Here is a 24,237-nt window from a genome sequence, read left to right as displayed (position 1 = left end):
TTATAAAAAACATGGAAGACGTATTAAAAATCGCAGACAAAACTTTTTCGTCACGCCTTTTTGCCGGAACAGGAAAATTCGGCAACCATCAACAAATGGAATCAGCGCTATTGGCGTCTGGTACTGAGTTGGTGACAGTGGCACTGAAACGTGTGGAGCATGTTATGCAGGATGAAGATGCATTGTTGCGGCATTTGGTCCATGAACATATCCATCTTTTGCCCAATACTTCTGGCGCACGCAATGCCAAGGAGGCTGTTTTTGCGGCTCAGCTTGCACGTGAAGCGCTACAGACGCATTGGCTGAAACTGGAGATCCATCCCGATCCTAAGTACCTGATGCCAGATCCTATTGAAACCTTAGATGCGGCAGCGCAACTGGTCAAACTTGGGTTTGTCGTGTTGCCTTATTGCCATGCCGATCCGGTACTATGCAAGCGTTTGGAAGAGGTGGGGGTGGCTGCCGTAATGCCATTGGGGGCTCCTATTGGCAGTAACAAAGGCTTAGCTATGCTCGATATGTTACATATCATCATCGATCAGGCCAACGTACCGGTGGTGGTCGATGCGGGTATTGGGGCGCCAAGCCATGCAGCACAAGCTATGGAGGCGGGGGCGGATGCGGTGCTGGTCAATACGGCGATGGCAACGGCCAGCGATCCGATAGCCATGGCTGAGGCATTCAAATGGGCTGTACAGGCTGGCAGACAGGCGTATTTGGCTGGGCTTCCCATACCGCGAACAGCAGTAGAGGCATCTAGTCCATTAACCGCTTTTTTGGATTAGACGCTAGACATTAGATTTGAGATTTGAGACGTGAGACAATAGATAATTGCTGAAAATGGATAACCGAAGGAAAATGTTCACACCGATATTCAACCAATACAATTGGGACGATGAGCTGCAATCCATCTATCGGATTACTGAGGCTGATGTACAACGAGCACTGGCTCGTGAGAAACGGTCATTGGCAGACTTCAAAGCCTTGATATCTCCGGCGGCGGCTCCTTTCCTTGAACAGCTAGCTGGCATGAGCCGATTGGCCACACAAAAGCGTTTTGGAAAGACCATCCAGCTCTATGCTCCTTTATATCTCTCCAACGAATGCCAAAACATTTGCACCTATTGCGGTTTTAGCCTGGACAATAAGATTCCAAGGAAGACACTCACCGCGATAGAATTGTTACAGGAAATTAATGTACTGAAAGAAATGGGATACCGTCACGTCCTATTGGTCACAGGCGAGGCCAAAAAACAAGTCGGCATGCCCTATTTTCGCAAGATGCTACCGCTCGTCAAACAACATTTCCAACAGATCTCCATGGAGGTGCAGCCCTTAGATATGGAAGACTATATGGAATTGCATGCTTTAGGGGTGAATACCATCTTGGTTTACCAGGAAACGTACCACCGTGAAGACTATCGCAAACACCATCTCAAGGGCAAAAAAGCCAATTTCGAATACCGATTGGAGTGCCCCGACCGTATTGGTGCCGCCGGCATCCATAAAATCGGGGTTGGCGCCCTTCTGGGGCTGGACGACTGGCGTACGGATAGTTTTTTTGCGGCCTTGCATCTTCAGTACCTAGAAAAAACATATTGGAAGAGCCGGTTTTCCGTATCTTTTCCGCGACTCCGGCCACATGCTGGGGGCATGCAGCCGAAAACAACAATCACCGATCGCGAACTGGTACAGTTGATCTGCGCTTGGCGACTTTTCAATGGCGAGGTGGAGCTATCGATGTCTACCCGCGAAAGCCCTCGTTTCCGAGATCACATCATCTCCTTGGGTATAACGGCCATTAGTGCGGGATCAAAAACTAATCCTGGTGGGTATGCCGTGGAGCCGCAAAGCCTTGAGCAGTTTGAAATCGATGATAGCCGGAGTCCAGAGCAGATGACTTCAGCCATCAGACAAGCGGGATACGAACCCGTATGGAAAGATTGGGACCATGCGTTGAACGCACTATAATAATCTACCAAAAAAGCCGATATTTGATTGACAATACGACACGGCAAATGATGGACAATAAACTAACAAAAACCGAAGAAGCCTATTTTGATCGGCACCTCAAACTTGCCGGTTTCGGCAGGCAGGCACAAGAGTGGCTGAAAGCCGCAAAAGTGCTGGTGGTGGGAGCAGGTGGATTGGGATGTCCAGTCTTGCAATACTTGGCTACGGCTGGTGTGGGCCATATCGGTGTTATCGACCACGATGTTGTCAGTTTTCACAACTTGCACCGGCAGGTGTTGTTTACCCCTGATGATGTAGGGAAAAATAAGGCGGAAACGGCAGCACGGAAATTGGCCAATCAAGTGCCTTTTGTGAAGTTTTCCATCTATATGGAGGCCTTATCGGTAAGGAATGCCCTCGAAGTGATGGATGGATATGACTTGGTTATCGACGGCACCGACAATTTTGAGACCCGGTATTTGGTGAACGATGCTTGTGTCATACAGGGCATCCCCTTTGTATCCGGCGCGATAGATCGTTATACCGGGCAAGTATCGGTATTCAATTACCAAGATGGCCCCACCTATCGCTGTTTGTATCCAGAAGCTCCCGAAAATTGTGGTTCATGCTCCATCGATGGTGTGCTCAACGTCTTGCCGGGCATCGTGGGTACACTGATGGCCAATGAAGCCATCAAGGTGCTGGGTAGATATGGTGATGTGCTGTCTGGGAAATTGCTTGTTATGGATGTTTCAGGAAATGGATTCGATACGTTTCATTTTTCGCCCATTGAGGAAAACAAAAATATCCATTCCCTGCGAGTGGATTATGCACCGATACCTGCCTATGATGAACAGGAGATACCATCTGCAGGGCAATACCCCGATGATGCACTGCTAGTGGATGTGCGGGAGCTCTGGGAATACGAGGAAGGCCACGAAGACGGACACATCAACATGCCGCTGCATGAGTTGCCACAGCGCATGGAAGAGCTGCTAGGATTGACGGACGAGGGAACACCCCACCGCCCCGTCGTGTTTTACTGTACGACAGGCAAGCGCAGTCGCATGGCTGTGGAATTGGTCAAAAAGCAAGGAGTGGAGGCCTATGCTGAACGGCTGGAGTGACCGAATAGCAAAACGAAATTAATTGAAAAGTAACAACTAATTAAATTGAAAGCGATCACAAAAACAAAATATGGAGGACCGGAAATCCTTCAATTGGAAGAGGTAGAAAAGCCATCTTTGAAAGATGATCATATTCTGGTTAAAGTTGCTGCGAATTCAGCCAATCCCGCTGACTGGCACATTCTTCGGGGAAAACCTTTTTTTGCACGATTCTCTTTCGGATTGTTTAAACCCAAAGATAAAATTCTCGGGGCGGATTTTGCGGGAATTGTAGAAGAAGTAGGAAACAATGTAGCGCAGTTTAAGATTGGAGACCGCGTATTTGGTGAAACACTTAAAGGAGGGGCTTTTGCTGAATACACTTGCGTGCCGGCAAATGTTTGTGCCATTATGCCGGAAGAAATAGATTTCCCTATAATGGCAAGCGTCCCCGTTGCCGGAATAACAGCTTTGCAGGCCCTTATTACTCATGGACAACTCAAAGAAGGTGAATCCGTATTTATCAACGGCTCTTCAGGAGGTGTCGGTCATTTCGCCGTGCAAATCGCAAAAGCCTATGGCGCTCATGTAACAGCAGTTTGTTCCAGTAAAAATAGTGGTTTTGTAAAAACATTAGGTGCTGATCAGGTTATTGCATACGATCAAGAAAACATACATCAACACAAAGGGAAATACAACCTCATTATTGACACGCATGGCAATCTTTCACATAAAGACTACAAACGCATGGGCCAGCGAGGTGTCATGGTAGGTTTCACAACGATGGGGCATATGATTCCGTTGCTTTTAAAACAAGTTTTTAGTAAATTCCCGTTGGTTCAATTTACAGCAGAAGCTAACACCAAGGATTTAGAGACATTAGCATCTTTGATTCAAAACGGGAAAATTAAAGTTCACATAGAAAAGACCTATTCTTATAAAGAAATTCCGAAAGCCATAAGCTATATTGAGGCCATGCGCACCAAAGGAAAAGTGGCAATGGTTTGGACGTAATCAGTCAGACTTATATAGCCAGCTGGTTTACCGTTTTATAGCCTTATTCATCCTCTAAAGGCTGTGGTTGCCCGATAAATTCATGATAAGGGTCGTTTGGATATCGTGGGGCATTGTCGTTGTGCCGGAACGGGATGCTGGGATTGAATAACTCTTCGAGCGTATACCTTAGGAAATCAGTGAATTGTTGCTTAATTTCCTCCAAATCCACCCCTTGTACCTCAAAACCGCCTCGTCCGCCCTTATAGAAAATTGGCCCTTCCGTACGGAGCTTGCGGGCAATATATAGGTTGGGTTCCACGGCTGTCTTACCCGTCACACGCTCGTACACAAAAGTGTAAAAAAGCGTTTGTATCATGGCTTTGTTGCCCTTGTCGGATGCCGGGGCAAACAACGTTTCCAAGCTGGTGAATTTCACCTCATCGCGACCAGTCTTGTAGTCCACGATACGTGTTTTGCCACTTACCTCATCTATCCGGTCGATAATACCATATAATCGAACGGTTTTGTATTCACCATCAACGGTAATGGGAAATTCGATGGAATAATCCTGCTCGTTTTCGAGTTCAACAATGCGGAATGGGGCTACATATTGCGCATCATAATGCAGAAATACAGCCGCATACTCCTCGGCAATTTTGAGTAGGATACGTTGCATGCTATTGGGGTTGGAGATTTTGCCGGGCACCCCATAGCGCACTTTTGAAAGGGCTTGCAGGCAGATTTGAGGCAATTCTTTCAGCTGTTGCCTGATATCCTGGGCATTAATGGTGTCGTTTTTATCGCGTAACCGCTCATAGAAATCCTGCATTGCCTGATGTACGACTGATCCGAGCTTATTCATCTCAAACTCTTCGGTTATTTTCGGTGGTTCCTTGATTTCGGCCACGTATTTAAGAAAAAATAACAGAGGCGACTGTAGAAAAGTAGTCAATCCTGATGCAGAGAGCTTTGGGCGGTTGGGGTCGCTGGTATCCAAATATTGCATCAGTTTTTGCCATACAGCACCAGTCTTGGCAATGGTGAGTGGTGCGGGTATAGCCGAGGCTTTTACCGGTTGCCGTTGTATACTGCTGTGGAATACAAAAGGGCTTTCGAAAGCCAACTGTCTTACAAAGCGAGTTACCTCTCCATTGTTGTTGTCATCCACCACCTGATTGTATACCAGCGTAATGTGTTGGGGAAATTGCAACAACCGATAAAACAAATATGCCCCTAAGGCGTCTTGGTTTTCTAACACGGGAAGTCCATGCGCCCGCCGGATGGAGTCCGGGATGAACGTGGGGGGAGCCGTGATTTTTGGTAGTGTGCCCTCATTTGCACCAATGATATATACTTCATCAAAGTCGAGGCAACGGCTTTCGAGCAAGCCCATAATTTGTACGCCCTTCAGGGGCTCGCCTTCGATGGGTGAGGAAATACTTTTTAGTATTTTCCGGATAAGCGAACAAAGGAAGGAAGTTGATAGGCGCCGTTGGTCGGCCAGCCCATCCTGCAAGAGGTTGAGCGCCTTTTTTGCTGCCAAGATAAGGGAGGCCTCGATGTGCCGTAGTGCATGGCGCTGTTGACGCTGCTCCAATACGCCTTCCAGCAGCAAATGCAGTCCCTGAAGGATGTTTTCGTTGCCCTGCATGAAAGCAAAGAAAGCGGGGTAACTGCCGGTTTTTAATTCCAGTTCGGTAAGGGGTACTTCCAGCCATTCATTTTCATTGATTTTCTCTTGGATGATATGCCGTTCCTCAGGCGACACCCCGCCTAGCGGATGAGCAATTACAGCTTCCACATCGAAGTGATGTACGGTGCGGCCTTGGCTGGTGGCGAGGTGTTGTTGGATGGTTAACCACAGATCGATAAAGCCGAAGAGTGTAGACTGCATCAGCGGGTAGCCCATAGTCACATTGAAGTCGATATCATCGGGTAGACTTTGCAGTGTTGGAATCAGCAGGCTTTCATCGGCAAGAATGATTGCGGTCTTCGTAGGAGGTGCCTGATCGACGGACTTCCCAGCCAATAGTTTCGACAGTAATTTGGCTTGGGCCACTTTACCCGAGGCTGCGATGAGGTCTATCCGGTTGGCTTTGGTCTTTAATGTGTTAGGGATATCACCCAATGCGTTCCGTAGCGCATACTGGTAGAGGTTTTTGCGGAGAAAAAGCCCGGCCTCCTGTAAGTCATCATCGAGATAATGGCCGTCTGCATCAAAATAGAAAAGTGCTTTTCCCTGTTCTTGCCAATGGGTGAATAGCTTTGCTTCACATTGGTTAAGCGCATTGAAGCCAATGAAGGCTATTTGCCGGTAATCGGCCAAGAATTCGGGATGGGCCGCACGGCCTTCGGCAAGATTACGGTAAATGCCAGCGGTAGTGGTTAATTTTTGCTGTGCTAATTCCTTCGTAAATAGCAGGTAAAGTTTGGGTAGCCGCGCCCATAGATGCAGGAATTTCTGTTGGATGGCCGTTTGCTTGCCGGTAGAGAAGGATTCCCAGAATTGCTGCATGAACCGTTGCTGTTCTGCTGAGAGATGCGGGAACCGTTGTTGGAGCAAGGCGATATCGCGCAATTCGGCATAGACCTCCTCGGGATTGACCAAGTCATAGTCGAGCTGGGCAAAGTCGCTGAGGATGGTTTCCGCCAAGGGATAAAACTCATCGGGTGTTTCCTCGGGACGGCCTTCTTCACGCAGCAGCGCGTTATGCAGTTTGTGCAACACGAAGAACTGGGATAATGGGCTGGCCTCGGGGTATGCCGATGACTGCGCGAGAAATTCCTGTATGGTGAAAAAAGGGGGGCTCCACATGGGCTTACCCAATAAATCGGCCAAATGCTTCCGGAGGAAAACAATGGGCCTTTTATTGGTGAATACCACGGCTACCTCGTTGAGGCCGTCATCGAACCGTGACAGTAAATCAGTAGCTACCCGTTTAAGAAATGGAGTCATATGGTTAGATTTCTACTAATTTTCCAAGTGCGCCGTAATAGATAAACCCCTTCACATTGGGCATGCCCAGTTCACGCAGTACGGACTGGTATCCCGCAACCTGGGCTATATATGCATCGTCTTCATGCTGCGTGAATTTGAAATCCAGGACGATGGTTTCATTCGGGGCAACCAATACCTTATCTGGTCGTAAGGTACGGCCATTGGACAAGATGATGCTCTTCTCATTCCAATGCTGGTAATCACCAGCCAGCAAATCCTGTAATTGGGGATGGTTCCAGGTGGCTTGCGCCAAGGCAAGGATTTCGTCGCGTTCTTCGGTTTGGAACAATCCCTGCACTTGCAGGTTGTCTAGTTGGGTTTCCAAGTCTTGGATGTTGGTAGCCGAAGCCATCAACTCATGCAGGAGCTGCCCATGGCGCTTGGCGGCTTCCAGCCGCACGATATCCAATTCAGCGTGCAGTTCCGGCCGCGCCAGTTCTTCTTTCATCCGGCTGGATACCGGATAATGGTCAAAAGACCAGCCTGCAACATCTTCCCGGCTTCCCTTGGGGGCATCCTCCTCCGTCGTTCCTTCCATATGTATCCCACCATCGAATTCCACACCCAATTCATGTGCATGGACAGGTAATACTTCCAATAGCAAGTCTCCAGCAAGTAGTGCGTTGACGTCATCTTCACCCTTTTTCCCGGGTGCGGTGATGTAAAGGTGTTTGCGTGTACGGGTCGTGGCTACATACAACGTGTTGAGGGCATCCATGTAGTTAAAGAGCATCTCTTCATAATACGCTTTATATAGTGATGACTTCCCTAAATCTCCCTTATATTTTACGGGCGCTTTGCTCAATAAGGCATAAGGTGTATCTCGGGTATCTACCCAAAAGTTGCCATTGATCCTGCCATCTACCGGCCAACCACAGAACGGGATCATCACCACATCAAAGGCTAACCCCTTCGATTTGTGGATGGTTAGCACTTCCACGGCATTCATGTCAGCATTGGCTGGTAGCGCCCTGTCTATTCCTTCTTCTTCCCAATACGCGAGAAAAGCTGGTATGCCGCGTTCGCCTTGGGCAGTGAATGTGGCAATGAGGTCGCGGAAAGCCAATATGTAGGGTAGGTTTTCCGTCTGGTCACACAAGCTGTAGACAGCGATCAACGATTCGATGAGTTCGGCCAAAGGAAGCTGTGTCCATGTATCCCAGTTTTGGCAGAGCGATTCAGGTAGCAATCCCGTTAGTTGTTCGGGCTTGCTATGTCGAATGCGTAACCAATCATTGGGCACTAAGGTGCCAGTACCTTGCAGTTGACGGTATAGATGGATGCAATTGGTGCGATATAAAGCCGAATCCGAGGCTTTGCCTATCAATGCCCGTAAGGTTTCTACCAATAGCCGGATGGATGGATTGTTTGCCAAGGTGAGGGCATCGCCCGAGATGACATCAAAGGATACGGTTAAGCCTGTTTGTTTATCGAGCAAGTATTGGATGATTTCACGCGCTTCATTGTTGGTGCGTACAAGTATGCCGATTTGTCCGGCACGGTATTTTCTTCCCTCAATCCATTGGATAAGCGTGTCCGACAAACGCAGGAGTGCTTCGGCTTTCACGGCGTTAGCGCGATGGTTATTGCTTTCCACTTCGAGAAAATCGACCTGTATGGTGCCTCCCTTTTTGCTGCCATCTCCGTTGGGTAGCCGTTGCATACTGTCTTGATAGGCCCGAATAACCGTATCGTGATTGCCGGAAGGAACCCACCACTGCTCATACCGCTCATCGCCCAAGTCTTTCTTTATTTTATCATTGAGCCGACTCTGCAGCCAAGTGGGGGCATGGTGGAAAATCAGGTTATTGAACGCGACGATCGTTGAGTAGCTACGGTAGTTTACCTCCAATGTCTCGTTAGCGATAAGCGATTTGGTATCCTTTACGTTGAACGTTTCGGCAATTTGCCGTTCGGCCCCATCGAGCAAGATACGCCAGTCGCCGTTGCGCCAGCGGTAGATGCTTTGCTTTACATCGCCCACGATAAGGTGTTCACTGCGTTTTCCAGCAGCATTGCCCATGGCATTGATAAGCAGGGGACGCAGGTTGTCCCACTGTTTCTTGGATGTGTCCTGAAACTCGTCAAATAAGAAATGCCGGTATCGGTTACCGGTCTTCTCCCAGATGAATGTGGGGTCGCCCGACTCGTTGATGCCAATGCTGTTGAGCAGTATTTGGGCATCGCTGATGAGCTGGGCTGTATTTTCTTTGCGCCATTCGGCAAGGAGTGCGCTCATTTCCTTAAGCAGACGCAAGAAATAGAGGTTTTCGTGGATGGCCTGGGCGAGGTAATAGGCCGGACTTTGGCCGGTGAAATAACCGTAAATCCGTTCGAGCAAAGGATTCAATTTATTGTATAGTTCCGCCATAGGCCCCGTAAGTCCCCCCTTTTGCCATTGTTCAGGTGCGTGGATGTATTTTTCGATTTTTTTTATGGCTCCATGGGGATCTTGTGCCGATAATGCATTCAGCTTTGCCAATTGGTTGCGTGATTTGCCAACCAGTTCACTGGCGTCCACACCAGATGTTTCAAATGTTTCCAGTGCTTCCTTCAGCAGCTTACCAAACCCATTCTCGAATTGGGTGATTGTTTCGTTGCAGTAGCTATCTAGGCTGCCAAATAATTCCTGTTCGGGGATGTTGGCCACCGCTTTGTCAAAGTCCTGAAAATTCTCCTTGAATATTTCAGAAGCTAAGTCATTTAATGCCCAGCGGTAATTCCAATTTTCGTCCTTATCAATTTTAGCTTGGGCATAGTCCGTAATCCATTGCAGCAGTTCCGGGCGTTCATCGAGCAAGCGGTTAAGCCGTAGTACAAGGTCGGTTTTCACCTTGCGGAGGTTCATTTCCAGTTTGTATGTAGCATCGATACCCAGTTCAAAGGTAAAACCGCGGATGACCTTTTGGGTGAAGCCGTCGATCGTGCTGACCGAAAAACGACTATAGTCATGTAGGATTTTGCGGTACACAGCTGCTGCACGTTGTTGCAGGGTATCAGCATCCCATTCAGGGTAGGCCTCAAGCAGTATTTCGCGGTAACCGCTCGCTTTGTCCGGTTTTTGCGCTCCCTCTGTAGCCAGGCTTTCCAGCACTTCAACGATGCGGCTCTTCATCTCGGCCGTGGCCTTGTTGGTGAAGGTAACGGCCAGTATCTCCCGGTATTTGTTTTCGCCTGAAAACAGCAAGATAAGGTAATGTGCAGTAAGGCTGAACGTTTTACCAGACCCTGCGGAGGCTTTCAATATTTTGAGGGGAGGAATAGTGGGCATAATCCGTATTTTCAGGAGTGAAGATAGGGAATTTTGAAGTGGAAAAACAAAGAAAGGCGGATATATTTATAGGCAATAGTTGATTGCCATTCATCGATTGTTATAATAAGGTGTCCATGTTAAAACAAGGTTTGTTGTTTATACGGACTTTCATGCTCCAATAGCCATTTCTTTCGCCAAAGGCCACCTGCATATCCGGTGAGGGATCCGTCGCTGCCGATCACCCGGTGACAGGGCACCACGATCCAAAATGGATTTTGGCCATTGGCTGCAGCGACTGCACGGATGGCCTTTACATCGCCCAGCTTTCTGGAAAGCTCCAGGTAGGAAAGGGTTTTGCCATAGGGAATGTTAAGCAGTTCCCGCCAGACGTTCTTTTGGAAATCCGTGCCCTTGGGATTGAGTTGAAGTTGGAAAGCCTTTCTTGTTCCGGCAAAGTATTCCTGCAACTGGACTATTGTAGTTTCGAGGCAATCGGGAATTACTGTCGATGGAGCGATGGTGTCTGAATTTAGAACATAAATGGAAACTATGCCACTTTCATCTCCTTTGATAGCCGTAATACCAAGCGGTGTTTGTATGAATGCCTCTTGTATTTTTACAATTTGTTCCATCAAAGGCTAAGATAATCATACCATTTGAAAAAACAGGTTAGTGGGGGCAAATAACTTTGTTGAGGGCTTTGCCGTTAACTTCGTTATGGGGCTCGCTGTTCAAATTGTCGCTTGTTGAGCATCGGAATTTTAAATATCAACCCATCCGACTGACGTGGATTTACTTAACTTTGTCGCGACTATGCAAAACCCCTCCCGTTCCATATATAACGTACCATTTGCCCTACTCTGTCTAAGTTCATTGCTCTTTTCCGCTAGCTTCAACATGCTTATACCGGAGCTACCAGCATACTTGAGCGGTTTGGGGGGAGGGGAGTACAAGGGACTTATCATTGCCTTGTTTACACTCACGGCAGGCATTTCCAGGCCGTTTAGCGGTAAGCTTACGGACACGGTAGGACGTATACCCGTGATGGCCGTGGGATCCATCGTGTGTTTCATATGCGGATTCCTCTATCCGGTACTGGGCAGTGTGGCTGGGTTTCTTTTCCTTCGGCTCATCCATGGGTTTTCCACAGGTTTCAAGCCTACGGCTACGGCGGCGTATGTAGCGGATATCATTCCGCGCGAACGATGGGGGGAGGCGGCAGGCATCCATGGCCTATGTTTCAGCATGGGTATGGCCATAGGGCCTGCGGTAGGCAGTGCCATCAGCCAGCGCTATTCCATTGATGCGCTTTTCTATTGCTCTTCAGCCTTTGCGTTGCTTTCCATTGTCATATTGATGAACATGAAGGAAACGTTGCCTCAAAAGCAGCGCCAGCGACTAAGTTGGTCTTCATTTCGGATATCCAGGCATGATATCATCGACTTACGGGTGTTTCCTTCGGCGGTCGTCACGTTGCTGTCTTATGTGGCCTATGGTGTCATCCTTACGTTGATTCCCGATTGGACGGGGCATGTAGGCATTACCAATAAGGGATTGTTCTTCGTCGCATTTACCATCGCGTCGTTGCTGATTCGTTTTGTGGCTGGCCGGCTTTCTGACCAATATGGACGTGTGGGTGTGATTAAGGTCGGACTGGTTATCATGATGATCTCCCTGTGTGTTTTGGGTTATGGAAGCAATGCTTTTTGGCTCATGGTGGGAGCCTTGATATATGGCATTGGTACGGGAATCCTCTCACCGGCTGTCAATGCGTGGACAATAGACCTCAGCCATCCGCAACACCGAGGTAAAGCCATGGCCACCATGTACATTGCCTTGGAAGCCGGTATCGGGTTAGGAGCGCTGTTCGCAGGATGGGTTTATCATGATGTGATTACTCGGATACCGTATATCTTATACGCTTCGGCAGCAGTGGTAATGGTTGCGTGGTTGTATTTATGGTCATATTCAATTCAACAACAGAAAAATAACGAGGTCGGTGCTTAGTGATTATTCCAAATTCCTATGTTTGTAATATGATTGTATATAGCCCCAAAGATTGGCTTCATGCCGTGTTCACCCTGCATAAGTCAGATACCATCCGTAAACTATTTCCCATGCTGGCGCTCATGGCTTTATATTCTTGGGGAATTGCCTATTGGGAGCTCGAATATCTAAAACTATCAGAACGGAGTTGGGTGAAAAACATCACCATTTTGCATAACCTATTGGGCTTTGTGATGTCCATTTTGCTGGTGTTCCGTACCAACACAGCGTATGACCGCTGGTGGGAAGCAAGGAAGCAATGGGGGGCACTGACGAATGCAAGCAGGAATTTGGCCATCAAGATCAATGCGTTTCTTGCTCCTAATGACACGGCTGGACGCAGTTTTTATCTGAAAACCATCCCTATGTTTGCCCACACGCTTTTTGAGCATTTGCGTTCCAATAAGACACTGTTTATGCTGGATGAAAAAGCACATCCAGAATTTGAACAGTTGGATAACCGTAAACATGGCCCGAACCAAGTGGCCTCCTTGATGTATAATAGGATGAATCGCTTATATAAGGAAGGGCATATCACGGGCGACCAGCTAATCGTCATAAACAATGAATTGCTTGCACTGACAGACATTTGCGGAGCTTGTGAGCGGATAAAAAACACACCGATACCTTGGTCCTATAGCTCGTTTATCAAGAAATTCATTATTGTCTATGTGACCACCCTTCCATTGGGTTATGTGTTTTCTATGGGGTATTTTGTAATTGCTGCTGTGCCGTTTGTCTTCTATGTAATGGCTTCATTGGAGCTCATTGCTGAATCCATTGAAGAACCCTTCGGTGAAGATCCGGATGACTTACCGATAGCCAAAATTAGCGAGAATATCGAAAAGCATGTGCAGGAAATCATCCGCTAACGTTTGGATCGTTACTGCATATCAAACAAATGCTTCTCGGCATGGTATGAAGAACGAACCAATGGGCCGCTTTCCACGTATTTGAAGCCCATGCGCAGACCAACTTCCTGATAGTATTTGAATTGATCAGGTGTGACCCATTCCACTACTGGATGATGGGCTTTTGTAGGTTGCAGGTATTGGCCGAGGGTGAGGATGTGTACACCGGCTTCATAAAGATCGGTCATGGCTTCAATAACATCCGTTTCGGTTTCTCCGAAACCAAGCATGATGCCCGATTTGGTACGTAATCCTGCAGCCGATATATGGCGTAGGCATTCAAGGCTACGGTCATATTTGGCCTGTATCCGCACCTCGCGGGTGAGGCGGCGCACGGTTTCTAGATTGTGCGATACTACTTCAGGCCGTACGGCCAGCACACGTTCAAGATTTTCCCACTGTCCTTTGAAATCAGGGATGAGGGTTTCTAAGGTAGTGTCCGGACTTTCACGGCGGATGGCGTTGACGGTTTCCGCCCAAATAATGGAACCACCATCTTTGAGGTCATCGCGGTCAACCGAAGTAATGACACAATGTTTGACCTGCATGAGTTTCACCGATTGTGCCACCCGGTTGGGCTCGTCCAAATCCACCGCCAGCGGTCGGCCCGTGGCCACTGCACAAAAAGAACAAGAACGGGTACAGATATTGCCCAAAATCATGAATGTCGCGGTACCCGCCCCCCAGCATTCCCCCATATTGGGGCAATTGCCGCTTTCGCAGATGGTATGCAGTTTGTGCTCATCGACTAGACCGCGCACATGCCTGTATTCCTTACCTACGGGTAGCTTTACGCGCAACCAATCGGGCTTGCGTTGCAGCTGGTTTGCTGGGATAACCGGTAGTTCAATCATGATGGCAAAGTTAGGGATTAATCCTGAATTCCCAATATGGGGTTTTGTTGGGTTTATATCATAAAACGTCTGATGCTAGCTCTTTTTTGGATGAATTTTCCTGCAGAAGCCGAAAGTGAATCTGCCTGTTTCAAGGCATTGTTTGCCGAAATAAACAACCTCTAAAACTGGCACAACCCAAAACATTTATTTTTTTAAGAGGTTCATGAAACTATCCTTGTCCGTATCACTGATGCCATGCTGTGTTGTCGAGGCATATCCTTTGGTGTCTGCCTCGAAATACCCCAATTCGTCTTGGCCACCTACATATACCCTGTTTTGCCTGTCAATGGCTACCGAACGCACCACGGTAGCGTTGGGCAACGGATGGATGTTCCAATATCGGCGATTGAATGTGAGCAAGCCTTCATTATTCCCAAAATACATGATACCCTGTGTGTCTTGTGCAATGTCCCAATTCTGCAGCCCTCCCTTGAATTGGCCGCTATTGTAATTGATAATCTGGGGTATGGCCACATGGTGTTGTGCCATTATGGTTAAAACCTGAATAAGACAACTGCTAGTAAGAATGGCTCGCTTCAAGAATAATTTGGCCAACATGTGATGGGATGAATACGGTTAGTACTTCCTTTCTGCAAAGGTATGGATATTTTGTGTTTGCTGGGGTAAGTATGTCTTAATATTGCCTCCTCCAACTCTTCCATTGGAATGCCCCAATCAATGATCGACATATTCATAAGCGTATAAAAAGCTTGTCCAAAGCACCAGGTAAGTACTGGCTAGGGTACTTTGCCCGTACTCTACACCTACTTATCCCGTACTTTACGCCTACCTGTTTCCTATACATATTCTAGACGTCTGGTGGGCGCCCGTCGCTTTGAACATAGGTCAAGAATAATTCTCAAAATGTGATTGCCCAATGGCCAAATGACGCATTGGAATCGTTTGTCTTAAGGGCTGTGGCGTTTGGAAATGGGTTGGAACCGTTTGTCTATAGCGCCAAACCGTACGGAAAATGGGGCTAACCGTACGGTGGTAAAGTAGAATAAAACGGTTTTGGGCCAGAGGCGTACGGAAATGAGGAATAACCAAACGCCGCGGACGTAAAACCGTATGCCGGGATGCCATAACCATCCCATTCCACGCCGGAGGCGTATGGAAATATACGGTAACCATACGCCGGGAAGGAATTGCCGTATGCCGGGACACCGGAATAAAACGGTTCCGGGATATCGGCATACGGAAACGGCCCAAAACCGTATGCCGAAGGTATATAGCCAAACGTCGCAGCGCCTTCACCATACAGTTACAACCTGAAACCATACGGAAATGGCGCATTTCCGTACGGAAATAACCCGCTGGCGTATGCCGAAGCACCAGAACCGTATCATTTCAAGCCTTTTCCAAACGGTAGCTGAGTATTTCCAAGTTCTAGGCGGTCCAATTATATATCATGATCAAACTTAATAATCTTTTCTCCTAAAGAATATTCCAAGTTCAAACTATCAACAATCGTGTGAGACAAAAGCCCTTTTACTTGAAATCTATTTTCAAACGAATATTGATAGAGTATCTCTAAGAGCCTAATTAAAGATGCTTCTCTTTCTCCAGATATATTATTTTGGTGTATTGAAGCAGCAACTATGCTGATTAATTCTTTTTTCTTTGCTTCGAATTCCTCTTCGTTCATTATTCCTATTGAATTTTTTTCAAATTTCTTAAATCATTAATATACATTTGATAATTTCCACCACTATATATACCTCCTTGAGCAGCTGTACGTCCAGAAATATATCTGCTTCCAGGCATAACTTGAAACTGTGAAACTCCAGTCATGCTATTCCAGTTCGGTGGGAGAGCCAATCCGTTTCTGTTAGTATAGTTGGTGAATGTTGGAAATAAATATCTCCCACTTTGATTTGCAGCACCTCCATAGAATCTCAGGCCAAATGTCGCATTACCTGCTGTTTGTAGAGATATCGTTTCAATTTCATAGCTTTGCAAGATTTGTTTTCTGAATGCCCTCGGTACCCCTTGTCCCTGCAAAAATTTTGAAGCTGCACGGACACCATCGTAAACACCGCTTCGTGTCAAGCGGTTGCTTGAAACATAGCTTATATCGTCAATCTGATTGAAAGTGTTTGATGAATTTACTCTTGGTTTTATTAGTTCATTCTGCCCTTGTAAAATTAATGTATAATCCCTGAAACTTTTACCAAAAGCTTGGAGATTGCTTTCAAAATTATCACTGGGCAATCCTTTAGATTCATTAACAACCGCTCCAGCTTGATTCATGCCATAGAGTATGATCGTAAAAAATCTTTCCAAAAAGCTGGGCTCACCTTTGGAGCCAGGGGGATCATCAGGCCGCATCCCATCCGGGTCAATGAACCGGATCGGGTTATTGAACGCATAGTTGTACGGCGAGTGCCTCCGCATAGAGTCAGCCAACAGATCCACGCTTCCCCACCTGCCAATGAACGGGTCATAGAACCTTGCGCCGTAGTCGATATACCCCGTTACGTCCTGGAGTTCCTTGCCGTTGTAAAGATACCGATCTTTCGGCGAAAATATGGTGCCTGATTGGTAGTGCGATCCGAATGGGTAATAGTCCGTTTTCTGTACCGTCGGGCTGCCCGGGTTGAATACGACGCGGTTGTTTCCCAGGTGGTCCCGCAGCACGTACTGGTAACCACTTCCCGATCCGTCGGGAAGGATGCGTCCCTCCTCCATATGGATGACGTTCAGCGCGGTACCCTGCCACTCGACGCCGTCGATATAATCCGTGGTGATGCCGCTAAGCGTGGAGCGGAGTTTCCGGCCCGCGGCGTCGTAGACATAGTTGCCCACGCCCGTTACCGAGACCGGCAGGTTCAGGTGGTGGTTATATCCAATGGAGCGATCCTGCCGGCCGTCAAGGGTCATGTTGCCATTGAGGTCATAGGTATAGGTCTTCAGGCCATTGGTGATGGTCTGGAGCTGGTTTCCCGAGGTGCCATAGCTAAAGGAGAGCAAGGTGCCACCCGCATCGCGCTTCAACTGTGTGATGTTGCCCATCCGGTCGTAACGGATGTCACGCTCATCCTTACCGGAGCCCGTTATGCCGCTCAGCAGACGACCCACCCGGTCATAGGTATAATTGTAATGCTGGGTCGCAGTCCCTGCGTGCTGCCATTCCTGCCGGCTGATGTTGCCGTTGTACTGCGGTACGGGACCGTCCTGGTATTTCAGGTACTGCTTGAACAGTTCCGATTCGGTGGAAGCGAGCCATCCGCGTGGATTATATTTGTAGTTTACCGTCTGGGCATAGCTGCCGTTGGGATTACGGTGCAATTCCTTGGTGGCCAGTTGCCCCACTTCATTGTACGTATTGCGCGATATCACCGTGGGCACGGCACCGTTTACCGACTTCCGTGTTTCCCTCAGCCGCTCCCTATGGTCATAGGTATGTTCCGTGACCACCGTCGCCGCCGTGGAGGAGGTGCTTGCAATATGGTGTTTGCGCGTGCTTTTCAGCAACTGGCCCGTAAAACTGTATTCGTTGGTGATGTCATCGATTTTGGCCGTACCGATCACCCCGCCTTGGTAATGCTGGCTTATCGAGCGCACCTCGCGGCCTTGGTCGTCGTAATACACGGCACTCCATAGCATGTTGGTGGTGCCGGTGCCGTTCCCCAGCACCTTGGTACGGCTCACCGTGGGCAGTCCGTTTATCTTCTTGCTATGCTCGCTTTGCTTATCGTATGCCGCGGGGAAGCCGGGCACCGAGTAATCGTCGTAATAGTGGAGCGTCAGCATGGTGCCTATCGCCCCCCGGGGCCATGCCGAGTGGGAATAGCCGATACCCGTGCCGATCCGGTTTTCCCATTGCCCGCCCGCATAGGCGGAGTCGCGCACGGCGAGCCGGTAGTCGGTATTTGCCGAACTGCCCGAATGGCTCCAAAGGCCGGTGAGCACCGCCCTTCCCCGTCCGTCGTATTTGGTGACGGACCACTCCTGCGGTGACTTCTTGCGCTGCTCGGCGTTCTGGGTAGCCACCACCTGGTCAAGCCTGTTGTACACGATAAACTCCTTGCCCTTACCGGGGATCTTCCTTTCGACCACGCGGTTACGCTCGTCGTATCTGTACTGGTATGCGTATTGGTCCAGCTTGGCCTGCACCGGTAGGCTCCCTGCGTCGGGGTTGAAATCCGCATCCCTGCCCGGGGGAAGGACATAGGCCAGGTTGCCCAGGTCGTCATACACATAGTAGGTGCTGAGTATTTCAAGGTCGTTGGTGTTAACCAGGTTGAATGTCCGTGTCAATACCACCCTTCCGGACTTATCGGCATACTCTTCAAACGTATTCAACCTGCTGTTGATACCGCTTGTCGCACCTCCCCAGTTTTCGTTCCGCGTGATGGCTACGTGGAGGGAATTGGCCGGGTAAACGCTGCTGACGGTCAGCTCACCGCCCGAACCCACGGCATACCGTACCACCCGGCGTGTCGATGCCGGGGAATCAAACCCGGTGGTATTGTTCGTGGTGTATACGGTCATCACGGTACGGCCACCGCTGGCACCGCGGGATCCCGGTTGCCACACCTGCCCGGGGAAGCCCTGTTCTTGGACCCTATTGAGTGGGGATGGCTCAAACACTGTTTGGCCGTACGCAAAGGAATTGGCGGTTTGCCCGGTGGGGGGAGTGCCGCTGTAATAGGAGGCCTGGGCCGTAACGGCATTGGCCTTGAACGCACCGCCCGCCCCGGTGGGGGTTGCGTATGGAAGGTATTGGTAGGCTTGCCGACCGTAAGCATCATGCGCGATGGGCACCACCACATCATGGTAATTGGGAGCGGCCTTTACCCGTACTTCCTGAAGTGCCCGGCCGAGCCCGTCGTAATAGGTGATGTCACGCATCGCGTCGCCGGTCAACAATGGTGTCTGGATGCCGGGACGCAGGAACATCGTTTTCTGCACATAGTTTTGCGTGCTGGTCCCCCCTGTGCCAAGTTCCGCATCGTCCGTGATGAAGACCCGAAGCGTGCTGCCCGCGGTGGCGTGGAAACCCGGGAGTAACCGCACGCTCTGCGTGCCGTATAGTTCCTGCTGCCCACCATAGCTGCTATAGGTTGGGTTTACCTGCCCCCATGACGCCAGCGGAAAGACCAGCACCATGGCCAGTGTAAAGAATGCCCATTGGGCACTATATTCGTTTGTTCTTTTCTTCATGGCTCGTTCCGCTTAATTCATCCGGTAATTGTATTTATACTCCTCCAGGGTGTTTCCCTCGTCATCCCGGATCCGCCAAAGACGCTGGAATGCATCGTATTCGTAAAATACCGTGGTACCTGCTCCATCCGTCTTGCTGGTCATTCCTTTCATCGGGTCGTAGGTATGCGTGGTCATGCCTGCACCGGCGGGGTATACCCTCACCTCGTCGATCGCCGTCCCTTCGTTCAGCACCATGTTATTCTGATACACCTTCTTCTGGAAAATCCATTTGCCGTTCTGGAGATAGCGATACTCCACCGTATATTCCCTTCCGTCCGGCTTGGTAAAAGGTACCGTATAGGTACCGGAGCGATAGCGTTTGCCCGCGTAAGGCGTTGTGGTAGCTGCGCCGGAAACCTCCTCAAAGCCCTCATAGAAAAAGTCCTTCAGCTCCGGCAGCAGGAAATCCCCACCAATATAAGTATAACGTATTGCCGCAACGCTTCCGTAAATAGTCGAGGCCGAGGTTATAGTAATAGTATACACGCCCGGCGGCGCTCCGCTAAGAATATGTACATTATTACTCGTGTTATAACACGGATGACTTGGTGTGTTACTCGCACATATTTGCCCACTTTTAGAAACCGGGCCTGTAATTGAATAGTTCAGCGTCAGCGAAGTACCTGTTGGAAGGGATGATGTAGACACCAATTGCACCGTAATGTCTCCTGTGGCACGTGTATAAACTGTCACTGTATTACTTGAATACTCGATTATCGGCACTGTTAAATTACCCTGGTATCCCCGAGGACGATACGTGTCAGCCCTGTTATTGGCATTTGTAAGTTCAGCGACAACGTATTCCTCACTTTGATCCCATTGCAATGCTTTTGGTGGGCCATCAATCATTGAAGCATGCAGCAGTTTGCCTTTTTCTGTATAATTTGGAAGCACCATTCTCTCTTCAAAGCCCTCACCACCTTTCTTCGTTTTTACCGAATCCAGTACAAAAACCGGCTGCGATGCCGTACCAACACGTTTATATATGTTTGATGTTGTGTATAAAACAGTAGGGTACAGACTATGTATCTCCTCGACAACAGGCGTAACGATATTATGGGAGACCATTTCATTATATGGGAAAATCGAGCTGAAATGATACGGATATCGCTTGCTCAGGCGTTCTGCCTTGCCCGCGCTACTTACGGTTTCCATGATTTCAGGTTGCAGGTAGTTGGAATTGTAAGTGAATGTACGCTTGGTTTCAAGTATGTTTGAGGTGCTCTCATGCAGCGTCTCTATAACTTCTTCTGGTCTGGATTTAAAGCTACTTATGCCATAACCGAAGATCCCGACGCGTGGCACGTAAACCTTGGCAAGGTACTGCGTGTTCCCCACATACTGGTACTGGTATTTCGATTCACGTAACAGCTTGAATTCACTTGACGAAACATCCAAACGGTACTCCCGTTGCATAAGGAGTGTACCGTTCTTATAATTATGGGTACCCTGGAGCCCCGGTACGATGGCGTTGTAGCCGTCCGGGTTGTTGATGAAATGGTAGTCCGTTTTTCCGTTGTCCCCGCTGGCAGTCCGGTCAATGACCGTTACCTGGTCATAACCCACCACGGTTGACGAGCCACCTAACGGAACAATACTGCTGGAATAGTTAATCTGCCTGGATACGTTGAATGGTATAGCCTCGTTTATATTTGTCTGCGGATTATGACAGTACCGCGTTACCATTTCCTTGGGAGGCTCGTAGTAATTCGTTGCATAGGAAATAAGTTTCCCGCTTGGGACCAGCGCACCGTTTGCGTCCTGCCGTTTATACTGGAACTGCCGGTTGAGGAGGGTATCTCCGTTTACGTCAAAATTAGCCAATTGATCGATCCGCACACCCAGGTCCTTGAAAGGGATACCCGGCACGTTACCCGGCGTCACGGAATAATCATGGTTCCCGTAGGTGAACTCGGTATACCCCTTCGTGGGATAGGTGATCTTTCTCAATAGCGCCACGGTTGGGTTGCTGTCGTAAAACCCGAAATATTTGCCGGTAAGGTGCGTTTTATTGGGGATCGTACCTTCGTAATAACCGAATGAGTGAACCTTCGATTGGTTATTGACACCGTTGCCGGTTTCGGTTATACTGATAAGTTTTAATCGATTGCCGACAACGGTGTTTGAATTTCCGGATGTAAAGTAACCATAACCGAAAGTGAATTGCCTCAATATCGCATTCTCCCCGTCCCTTACTGTCATCGATTGCAGTTTACTGGGCGTACCCCCGGTTGCCCCGATGTCGTTGCGAGCGGAGTAGCCGAATTCAATTTTCCCGTTCTTCGCTTCGATACGATCTAGGAGCACCTCGTCGGTTTGTGAAGCTGTCCCGGATCCTACTGTTTGGTTTATCCATAAGTCATTGATGTGATTATTCACACAGGTGGACACCGCCGTGCTTCCGCCCAATGCCTGAACGTTGATGACGTTGATCCTGTAAGTCTGGAGGGTGCTGCTGATGAGTCTGACAGGATTTGCCTTGTACACGAAATTTATGAGCTCACCATTCGTGAGTTGGATGTTGGATAAAAACCACGACGTAATCCGATCGGCGGAACTATTGGAAGAAGTGGTTACATGGGACATTTCTTTCTTTTCAAAGCGATAGATTATCCCATCGGGCGTGGTCATTGTAAAATTGTTGTTCCAGTCAAGGTAAATCTGGATATCTTCCTGTTGATTGATCAGCTTCGCATAAATCCTTGTGCCCGGGGCATAGGGGAGTAAAAATTTACCTACCTTACCATTTACATTGAAATAAAATATATCGGGTTCGGCATCGGCATTAGTCGGATCCATCTGGCTCGTCGGGATCCTACTGAAACCCTTACTGGGCATTAGATCTTCCACGCCTTTTATCGAACGGGTAATGACACCTGAACTACCCAAACTCCATCCCAGCCCAACCAATGACGCCTCGTCAAGATACCTTAAACCCGCATTCTGGTAACTGAGGCCAATATTAAAGTCATATCCACCTTGCGAATACGCATAAAGCGGGATGCCCACGTTTGGTAACCCGCTATAATGGCCGACTTCGATTTCTCCATATTGTCCTAGCCCGGCCGCCGTAGGTGATGGGGGCACATTGTTCGGTAACACTGGTGGGGTTACTTGGGCTTGGACATTTGAAAGTAAATTTATTGCCAAGAAGCCTACAGCCAGCCAAATACATCGGATTTTCCTGTCCTTCCCTATACCCAAAACCGGGAAATGTGTGTTTTTAATTTTCATTGCCATGGTAATCACCTTTATCATTGGTCATCCGTGTTTTTGTCCGCGTTCTCCAATTTTTCCAATCGACCGGTAACCCGCTCTATCTGTCTTTGCTTTCTCGATCATCATCAATGTCATCTCCTCAATCTTCTTCAACAGCAGCAGGTTCATCTCGGCAAGGTCAAGGCCATCACGTTGAATGTCCTTTGCCGAAGAGATCCCCGGTAAGTGCTTGTGCTCTTTCACATAGGCTTCCACCTCTGATAATGAGGGAAGCTTATAATCCGGCTCGAACACATAGTCCGGTACGCTGATATCCGTCTTTACCTTTACCTCCTTGGCCAGGATGTTGCCGTTGACGGCCAGTTTGGCCTGTGGGGTGATGGTGCCGATGCCTACGTTTCCATTATTCTCCACCGTAAACCGAACATTTACATTGGCTTGCGCAGTTCCGCTGGATAGTCGAAATATCGGATTGGTGGTGTCCTCTTGGTTAACATATACCGCCGCGCCAGCCCCGTTCCTGTTGAACTGGTGGTAAGTGGTGTTACCACTTATGGTACGGAATAGACCTGTGTATGTCTGGGCATTAAGCGAGCAAATGCCCAGACAAATGAGGCCTGTGGCCAGCATTTTCTTTACCGTTTCATTTACATTCTTGAAAGTCCTCATATCAAAACGAATAAGTTGTTTATATGGTTATTGTTGTAGGGTTCGGTCAATGTTTGTTTTGCAGTTGCTTTTCCAAGCGTTCGATGCGGACATTTTGAAGTTTTTCTGCCTTCTCCTTCTCGATCAAAACCAGTGTTATTTCCTCCACCTTCTTCAGCAGCAGCAGGTTCATCTCAGCCAAGTCGAGGCCGTCACGCTGGATCTCTGCCGCGGAGGGGATTTCCGGCAGGTGTTTGTGCTCTTTCACATAGGCCTCGATATACTGTAGCGTTGGTAGCTCGTAGTCCGGTTCGAACACGTAGTCCGGCACGGTGATATCCGTCTTCACCTTTACTTCCTTGGCCAGGATGTTGCCATCAACAGCCAGCTTCGCTCGCGGGTCAATGGTGCCGATGCCGATATTGCCATTTGGCAGAATGTGAATACCAAGTTTTGAATTCCATGGGCTCTGCCCATAGGCCATGTAAAAACGCAGGACTTCTTCAGCGGATCCGAACATACCCATTTCCATAGCCCGTACGCTGGGTTGCTGGTTGGTATAAAAACTTATGCCCCTTGCCCATCCTCCCGTCGTAACCGGGCTGATTAGTTTGATCCCGCCACCGTCTATCGTTACATAGGTATTTTTGGTGGTTGGAAATAAATTTTGGGCGGATAGGTGTAAGGCACATGCGCATAGCAGGGCTATAAAGGTGAGTATAGGTTTCATAAATGTTAATTGGTGTATGTTAATTCCTCAAGTTGATCTGTTGGTTTACGTAAATCGGTTTAATCATTAAATATGCCCTTGGGGCCATCCACCCCCGCACACATTAGCCGAAAATACACCCTGATGGAATCTTACACACGTTTAGGCTGATGTCTTATCCACTGTAATTATCGGGATACATTTCCACAATTCCAAATTAAGTTTTGAATTTTTTCATGGTTTCCCGTTTTCACCGAACGGGTAATGAAGGCCGGAGTTGGATGATTATTT

At 48.5% G+C, this 24,237-nt stretch carries 16 protein-coding genes; 6 read left to right on the top strand and 10 right to left on the bottom strand.

The features are described 5' to 3' along the window. Positions 1–11: 11 nt before the first annotated feature. From NF543_RS02430 to NF543_RS02415, 4 genes are read left to right on the top strand one after another with little or no spacing between them, the layout of a single operon-like run. Positions 12–785, top strand: a complete 774-nt coding sequence (locus NF543_RS02430) for a thiazole synthase (RefSeq protein WP_257666496.1) — start codon at positions 12–14, stop codon at positions 783–785. Between the two features lie 55 nt (positions 786–840). After that, positions 841–1,971 carry a 2-iminoacetate synthase ThiH gene (thiH, locus tag NF543_RS02425; RefSeq protein WP_257666495.1) on the top strand — a complete coding sequence of 377 codons (1,131 nt, stop codon included), beginning with the start codon at positions 841–843 and terminating at the stop codon, positions 1,969–1,971. Positions 1,972–2,018: 47 nt separating this feature from the next. Further along, positions 2,019–3,080, top strand: a complete 1,062-nt coding sequence (locus NF543_RS02420; RefSeq protein WP_257666494.1) for a HesA/MoeB/ThiF family protein — start codon at positions 2,019–2,021, stop codon at positions 3,078–3,080. Positions 3,081–3,125: 45 nt separating this feature from the next. Continuing rightward, a complete protein-coding gene (locus NF543_RS02415) occupies positions 3,126–4,073 on the top strand; it encodes an NAD(P)-dependent alcohol dehydrogenase (protein ID WP_257666493.1) in 948 nt (315 codons plus the stop codon). A gap of 43 nt (positions 4,074–4,116) precedes the next feature. Here NF543_RS02415 and NF543_RS02410 read toward each other — a convergent pair whose 3' ends face one another. The 3 genes from NF543_RS02410 to NF543_RS02400 form a co-directional block, all read right to left on the bottom strand. Then, complete coding sequence (locus NF543_RS02410) at positions 4,117–7,011, bottom strand: PD-(D/E)XK nuclease family protein (RefSeq protein WP_257666492.1); 2,895 nt, start codon at positions 7,009–7,011, stop codon at positions 4,117–4,119. 4 nt (positions 7,012–7,015) lie between these two features. Continuing rightward, on the bottom strand, positions 7,016–10,324 hold the full coding sequence (locus tag NF543_RS02405; protein ID WP_257666491.1) for a UvrD-helicase domain-containing protein: 3,309 nt from the start codon (positions 10,322–10,324) through the stop codon (positions 7,016–7,018). A gap of 119 nt (positions 10,325–10,443) precedes the next feature. Continuing rightward, positions 10,444–10,938 (bottom strand): methylated-DNA--[protein]-cysteine S-methyltransferase, encoded by a 495-nt coding sequence (locus NF543_RS02400; protein ID WP_257666490.1) that lies wholly within the window; start codon positions 10,936–10,938, stop codon positions 10,444–10,446. 181 nt (positions 10,939–11,119) lie between these two features. Here NF543_RS02400 and NF543_RS02395 point away from each other — a divergent pair, with 181 nt between their 5' ends. Further along, positions 11,120–12,313, top strand: coding sequence for an MFS transporter (locus NF543_RS02395; protein ID WP_257666489.1), 1,194 nt, complete (start codon positions 11,120–11,122; stop codon positions 12,311–12,313). Positions 12,314–12,342: 29 nt separating this feature from the next. Continuing rightward, on the top strand, positions 12,343–13,224 hold the full coding sequence (locus NF543_RS02390) for a bestrophin family protein (protein WP_257666488.1): 882 nt from the start codon (positions 12,343–12,345) through the stop codon (positions 13,222–13,224). Between the two features lie 11 nt (positions 13,225–13,235). Here the strand turns inward: NF543_RS02390 and lipA are convergent, their stop codons facing one another. The 7 genes from lipA to NF543_RS02355 all read right to left on the bottom strand — a co-directional run bounded on the left by lipA (position 13,236) and on the right by NF543_RS02355 (position 23,967). Next, a complete protein-coding gene (gene lipA, locus NF543_RS02385; protein ID WP_257666487.1) occupies positions 13,236–14,117 on the bottom strand; it encodes a lipoyl synthase in 882 nt (293 codons plus the stop codon). Between the two features lie 186 nt (positions 14,118–14,303). Beyond that, on the bottom strand, positions 14,304–14,648 hold the full coding sequence (locus NF543_RS02380; RefSeq protein WP_257666486.1) for a hypothetical protein: 345 nt from the start codon (positions 14,646–14,648) through the stop codon (positions 14,304–14,306). 913 nt (positions 14,649–15,561) lie between these two features. Continuing rightward, complete coding sequence (locus NF543_RS02375) at positions 15,562–15,807, bottom strand: hypothetical protein (protein ID WP_257666485.1); 246 nt, start codon at positions 15,805–15,807, stop codon at positions 15,562–15,564. A gap of 5 nt (positions 15,808–15,812) precedes the next feature. After that, positions 15,813–19,328 (bottom strand): DUF6443 domain-containing protein, encoded by a 3,516-nt coding sequence (locus tag NF543_RS02370; RefSeq protein ID WP_257666484.1) that lies wholly within the window; start codon positions 19,326–19,328, stop codon positions 15,813–15,815. 12 nt (positions 19,329–19,340) lie between these two features. Beyond that, a complete protein-coding gene (locus NF543_RS02365; protein WP_257666483.1) occupies positions 19,341–22,610 on the bottom strand; it encodes an RHS repeat domain-containing protein in 3,270 nt (1,089 codons plus the stop codon). A gap of 21 nt (positions 22,611–22,631) precedes the next feature. Then, the gene (locus NF543_RS02360; protein ID WP_257666482.1) at positions 22,632–23,258 is read right to left on the bottom strand and encodes a hypothetical protein; all 627 of its coding nucleotides are present in this window, start codon (positions 23,256–23,258) and stop codon (positions 22,632–22,634) included. Between the two features lie 46 nt (positions 23,259–23,304). Then, positions 23,305–23,967, bottom strand: coding sequence for a hypothetical protein (locus tag NF543_RS02355; RefSeq protein WP_257666481.1), 663 nt, complete (start codon positions 23,965–23,967; stop codon positions 23,305–23,307). Positions 23,968–24,237: the final 270 nt, after the last annotated feature.

It is taken from the genome of Parapedobacter tibetensis (assembly GCF_024704835.1).
Taxonomy (GTDB): domain Bacteria; phylum Bacteroidota; class Bacteroidia; order Sphingobacteriales; family Sphingobacteriaceae; genus Parapedobacter; species Parapedobacter tibetensis.
Note: the sequence above shows the minus strand (reverse complement) of the source record. Positions and strands in the feature narration are given on the sequence as shown.

What these genes read in the sequence shown, in the direction of transcription:
- NF543_RS02370 (WP_257666484.1), bottom strand. Translation starts at nt 19,328, where the DNA reads ATGAAGAAAAGAACAAACGAATATAGTGCCCAATGGGCATTCTTTACA.
- NF543_RS02430 (WP_257666496.1), top strand. Translation starts at nt 12, where the DNA reads ATGGAAGACGTATTAAAAATCGCAGACAAAACTTTTTCGTCACGCCTT.
- NF543_RS02395 (WP_257666489.1), top strand. Translation starts at nt 11,120, where the DNA reads ATGCAAAACCCCTCCCGTTCCATATATAACGTACCATTTGCCCTACTC.
- NF543_RS02390 (WP_257666488.1), top strand. Translation starts at nt 12,343, where the DNA reads ATGATTGTATATAGCCCCAAAGATTGGCTTCATGCCGTGTTCACCCTG.
- NF543_RS02365 (WP_257666483.1), bottom strand. Translation starts at nt 22,610, where the DNA reads ATGGCAATGAAAATTAAAAACACACATTTCCCGGTTTTGGGTATAGGG.
- NF543_RS02410 (WP_257666492.1), bottom strand. Translation starts at nt 7,011, where the DNA reads ATGACTCCATTTCTTAAACGGGTAGCTACTGATTTACTGTCACGGTTC.
- NF543_RS02360 (WP_257666482.1), bottom strand. Translation starts at nt 23,258, where the DNA reads ATGAGGACTTTCAAGAATGTAAATGAAACGGTAAAGAAAATGCTGGCC.
- NF543_RS02420 (WP_257666494.1), top strand. Translation starts at nt 2,019, where the DNA reads ATGATGGACAATAAACTAACAAAAACCGAAGAAGCCTATTTTGATCGG.
- NF543_RS02380 (WP_257666486.1), bottom strand. Translation starts at nt 14,648, where the DNA reads ATGGCACAACACCATGTGGCCATACCCCAGATTATCAATTACAATAGC.
- NF543_RS02400 (WP_257666490.1), bottom strand. Translation starts at nt 10,938, where the DNA reads ATGGAACAAATTGTAAAAATACAAGAGGCATTCATACAAACACCGCTT.
- thiH (WP_257666495.1), top strand. Translation starts at nt 841, where the DNA reads ATGGATAACCGAAGGAAAATGTTCACACCGATATTCAACCAATACAAT.
- NF543_RS02375 (WP_257666485.1), bottom strand. Translation starts at nt 15,807, where the DNA reads ATGAACGAAGAGGAATTCGAAGCAAAGAAAAAAGAATTAATCAGCATA.
- NF543_RS02405 (WP_257666491.1), bottom strand. Translation starts at nt 10,324, where the DNA reads ATGCCCACTATTCCTCCCCTCAAAATATTGAAAGCCTCCGCAGGGTCT.
- lipA (WP_257666487.1), bottom strand. Translation starts at nt 14,117, where the DNA reads ATGATTGAACTACCGGTTATCCCAGCAAACCAGCTGCAACGCAAGCCC.
- NF543_RS02355 (WP_257666481.1), bottom strand. Translation starts at nt 23,967, where the DNA reads ATGAAACCTATACTCACCTTTATAGCCCTGCTATGCGCATGTGCCTTA.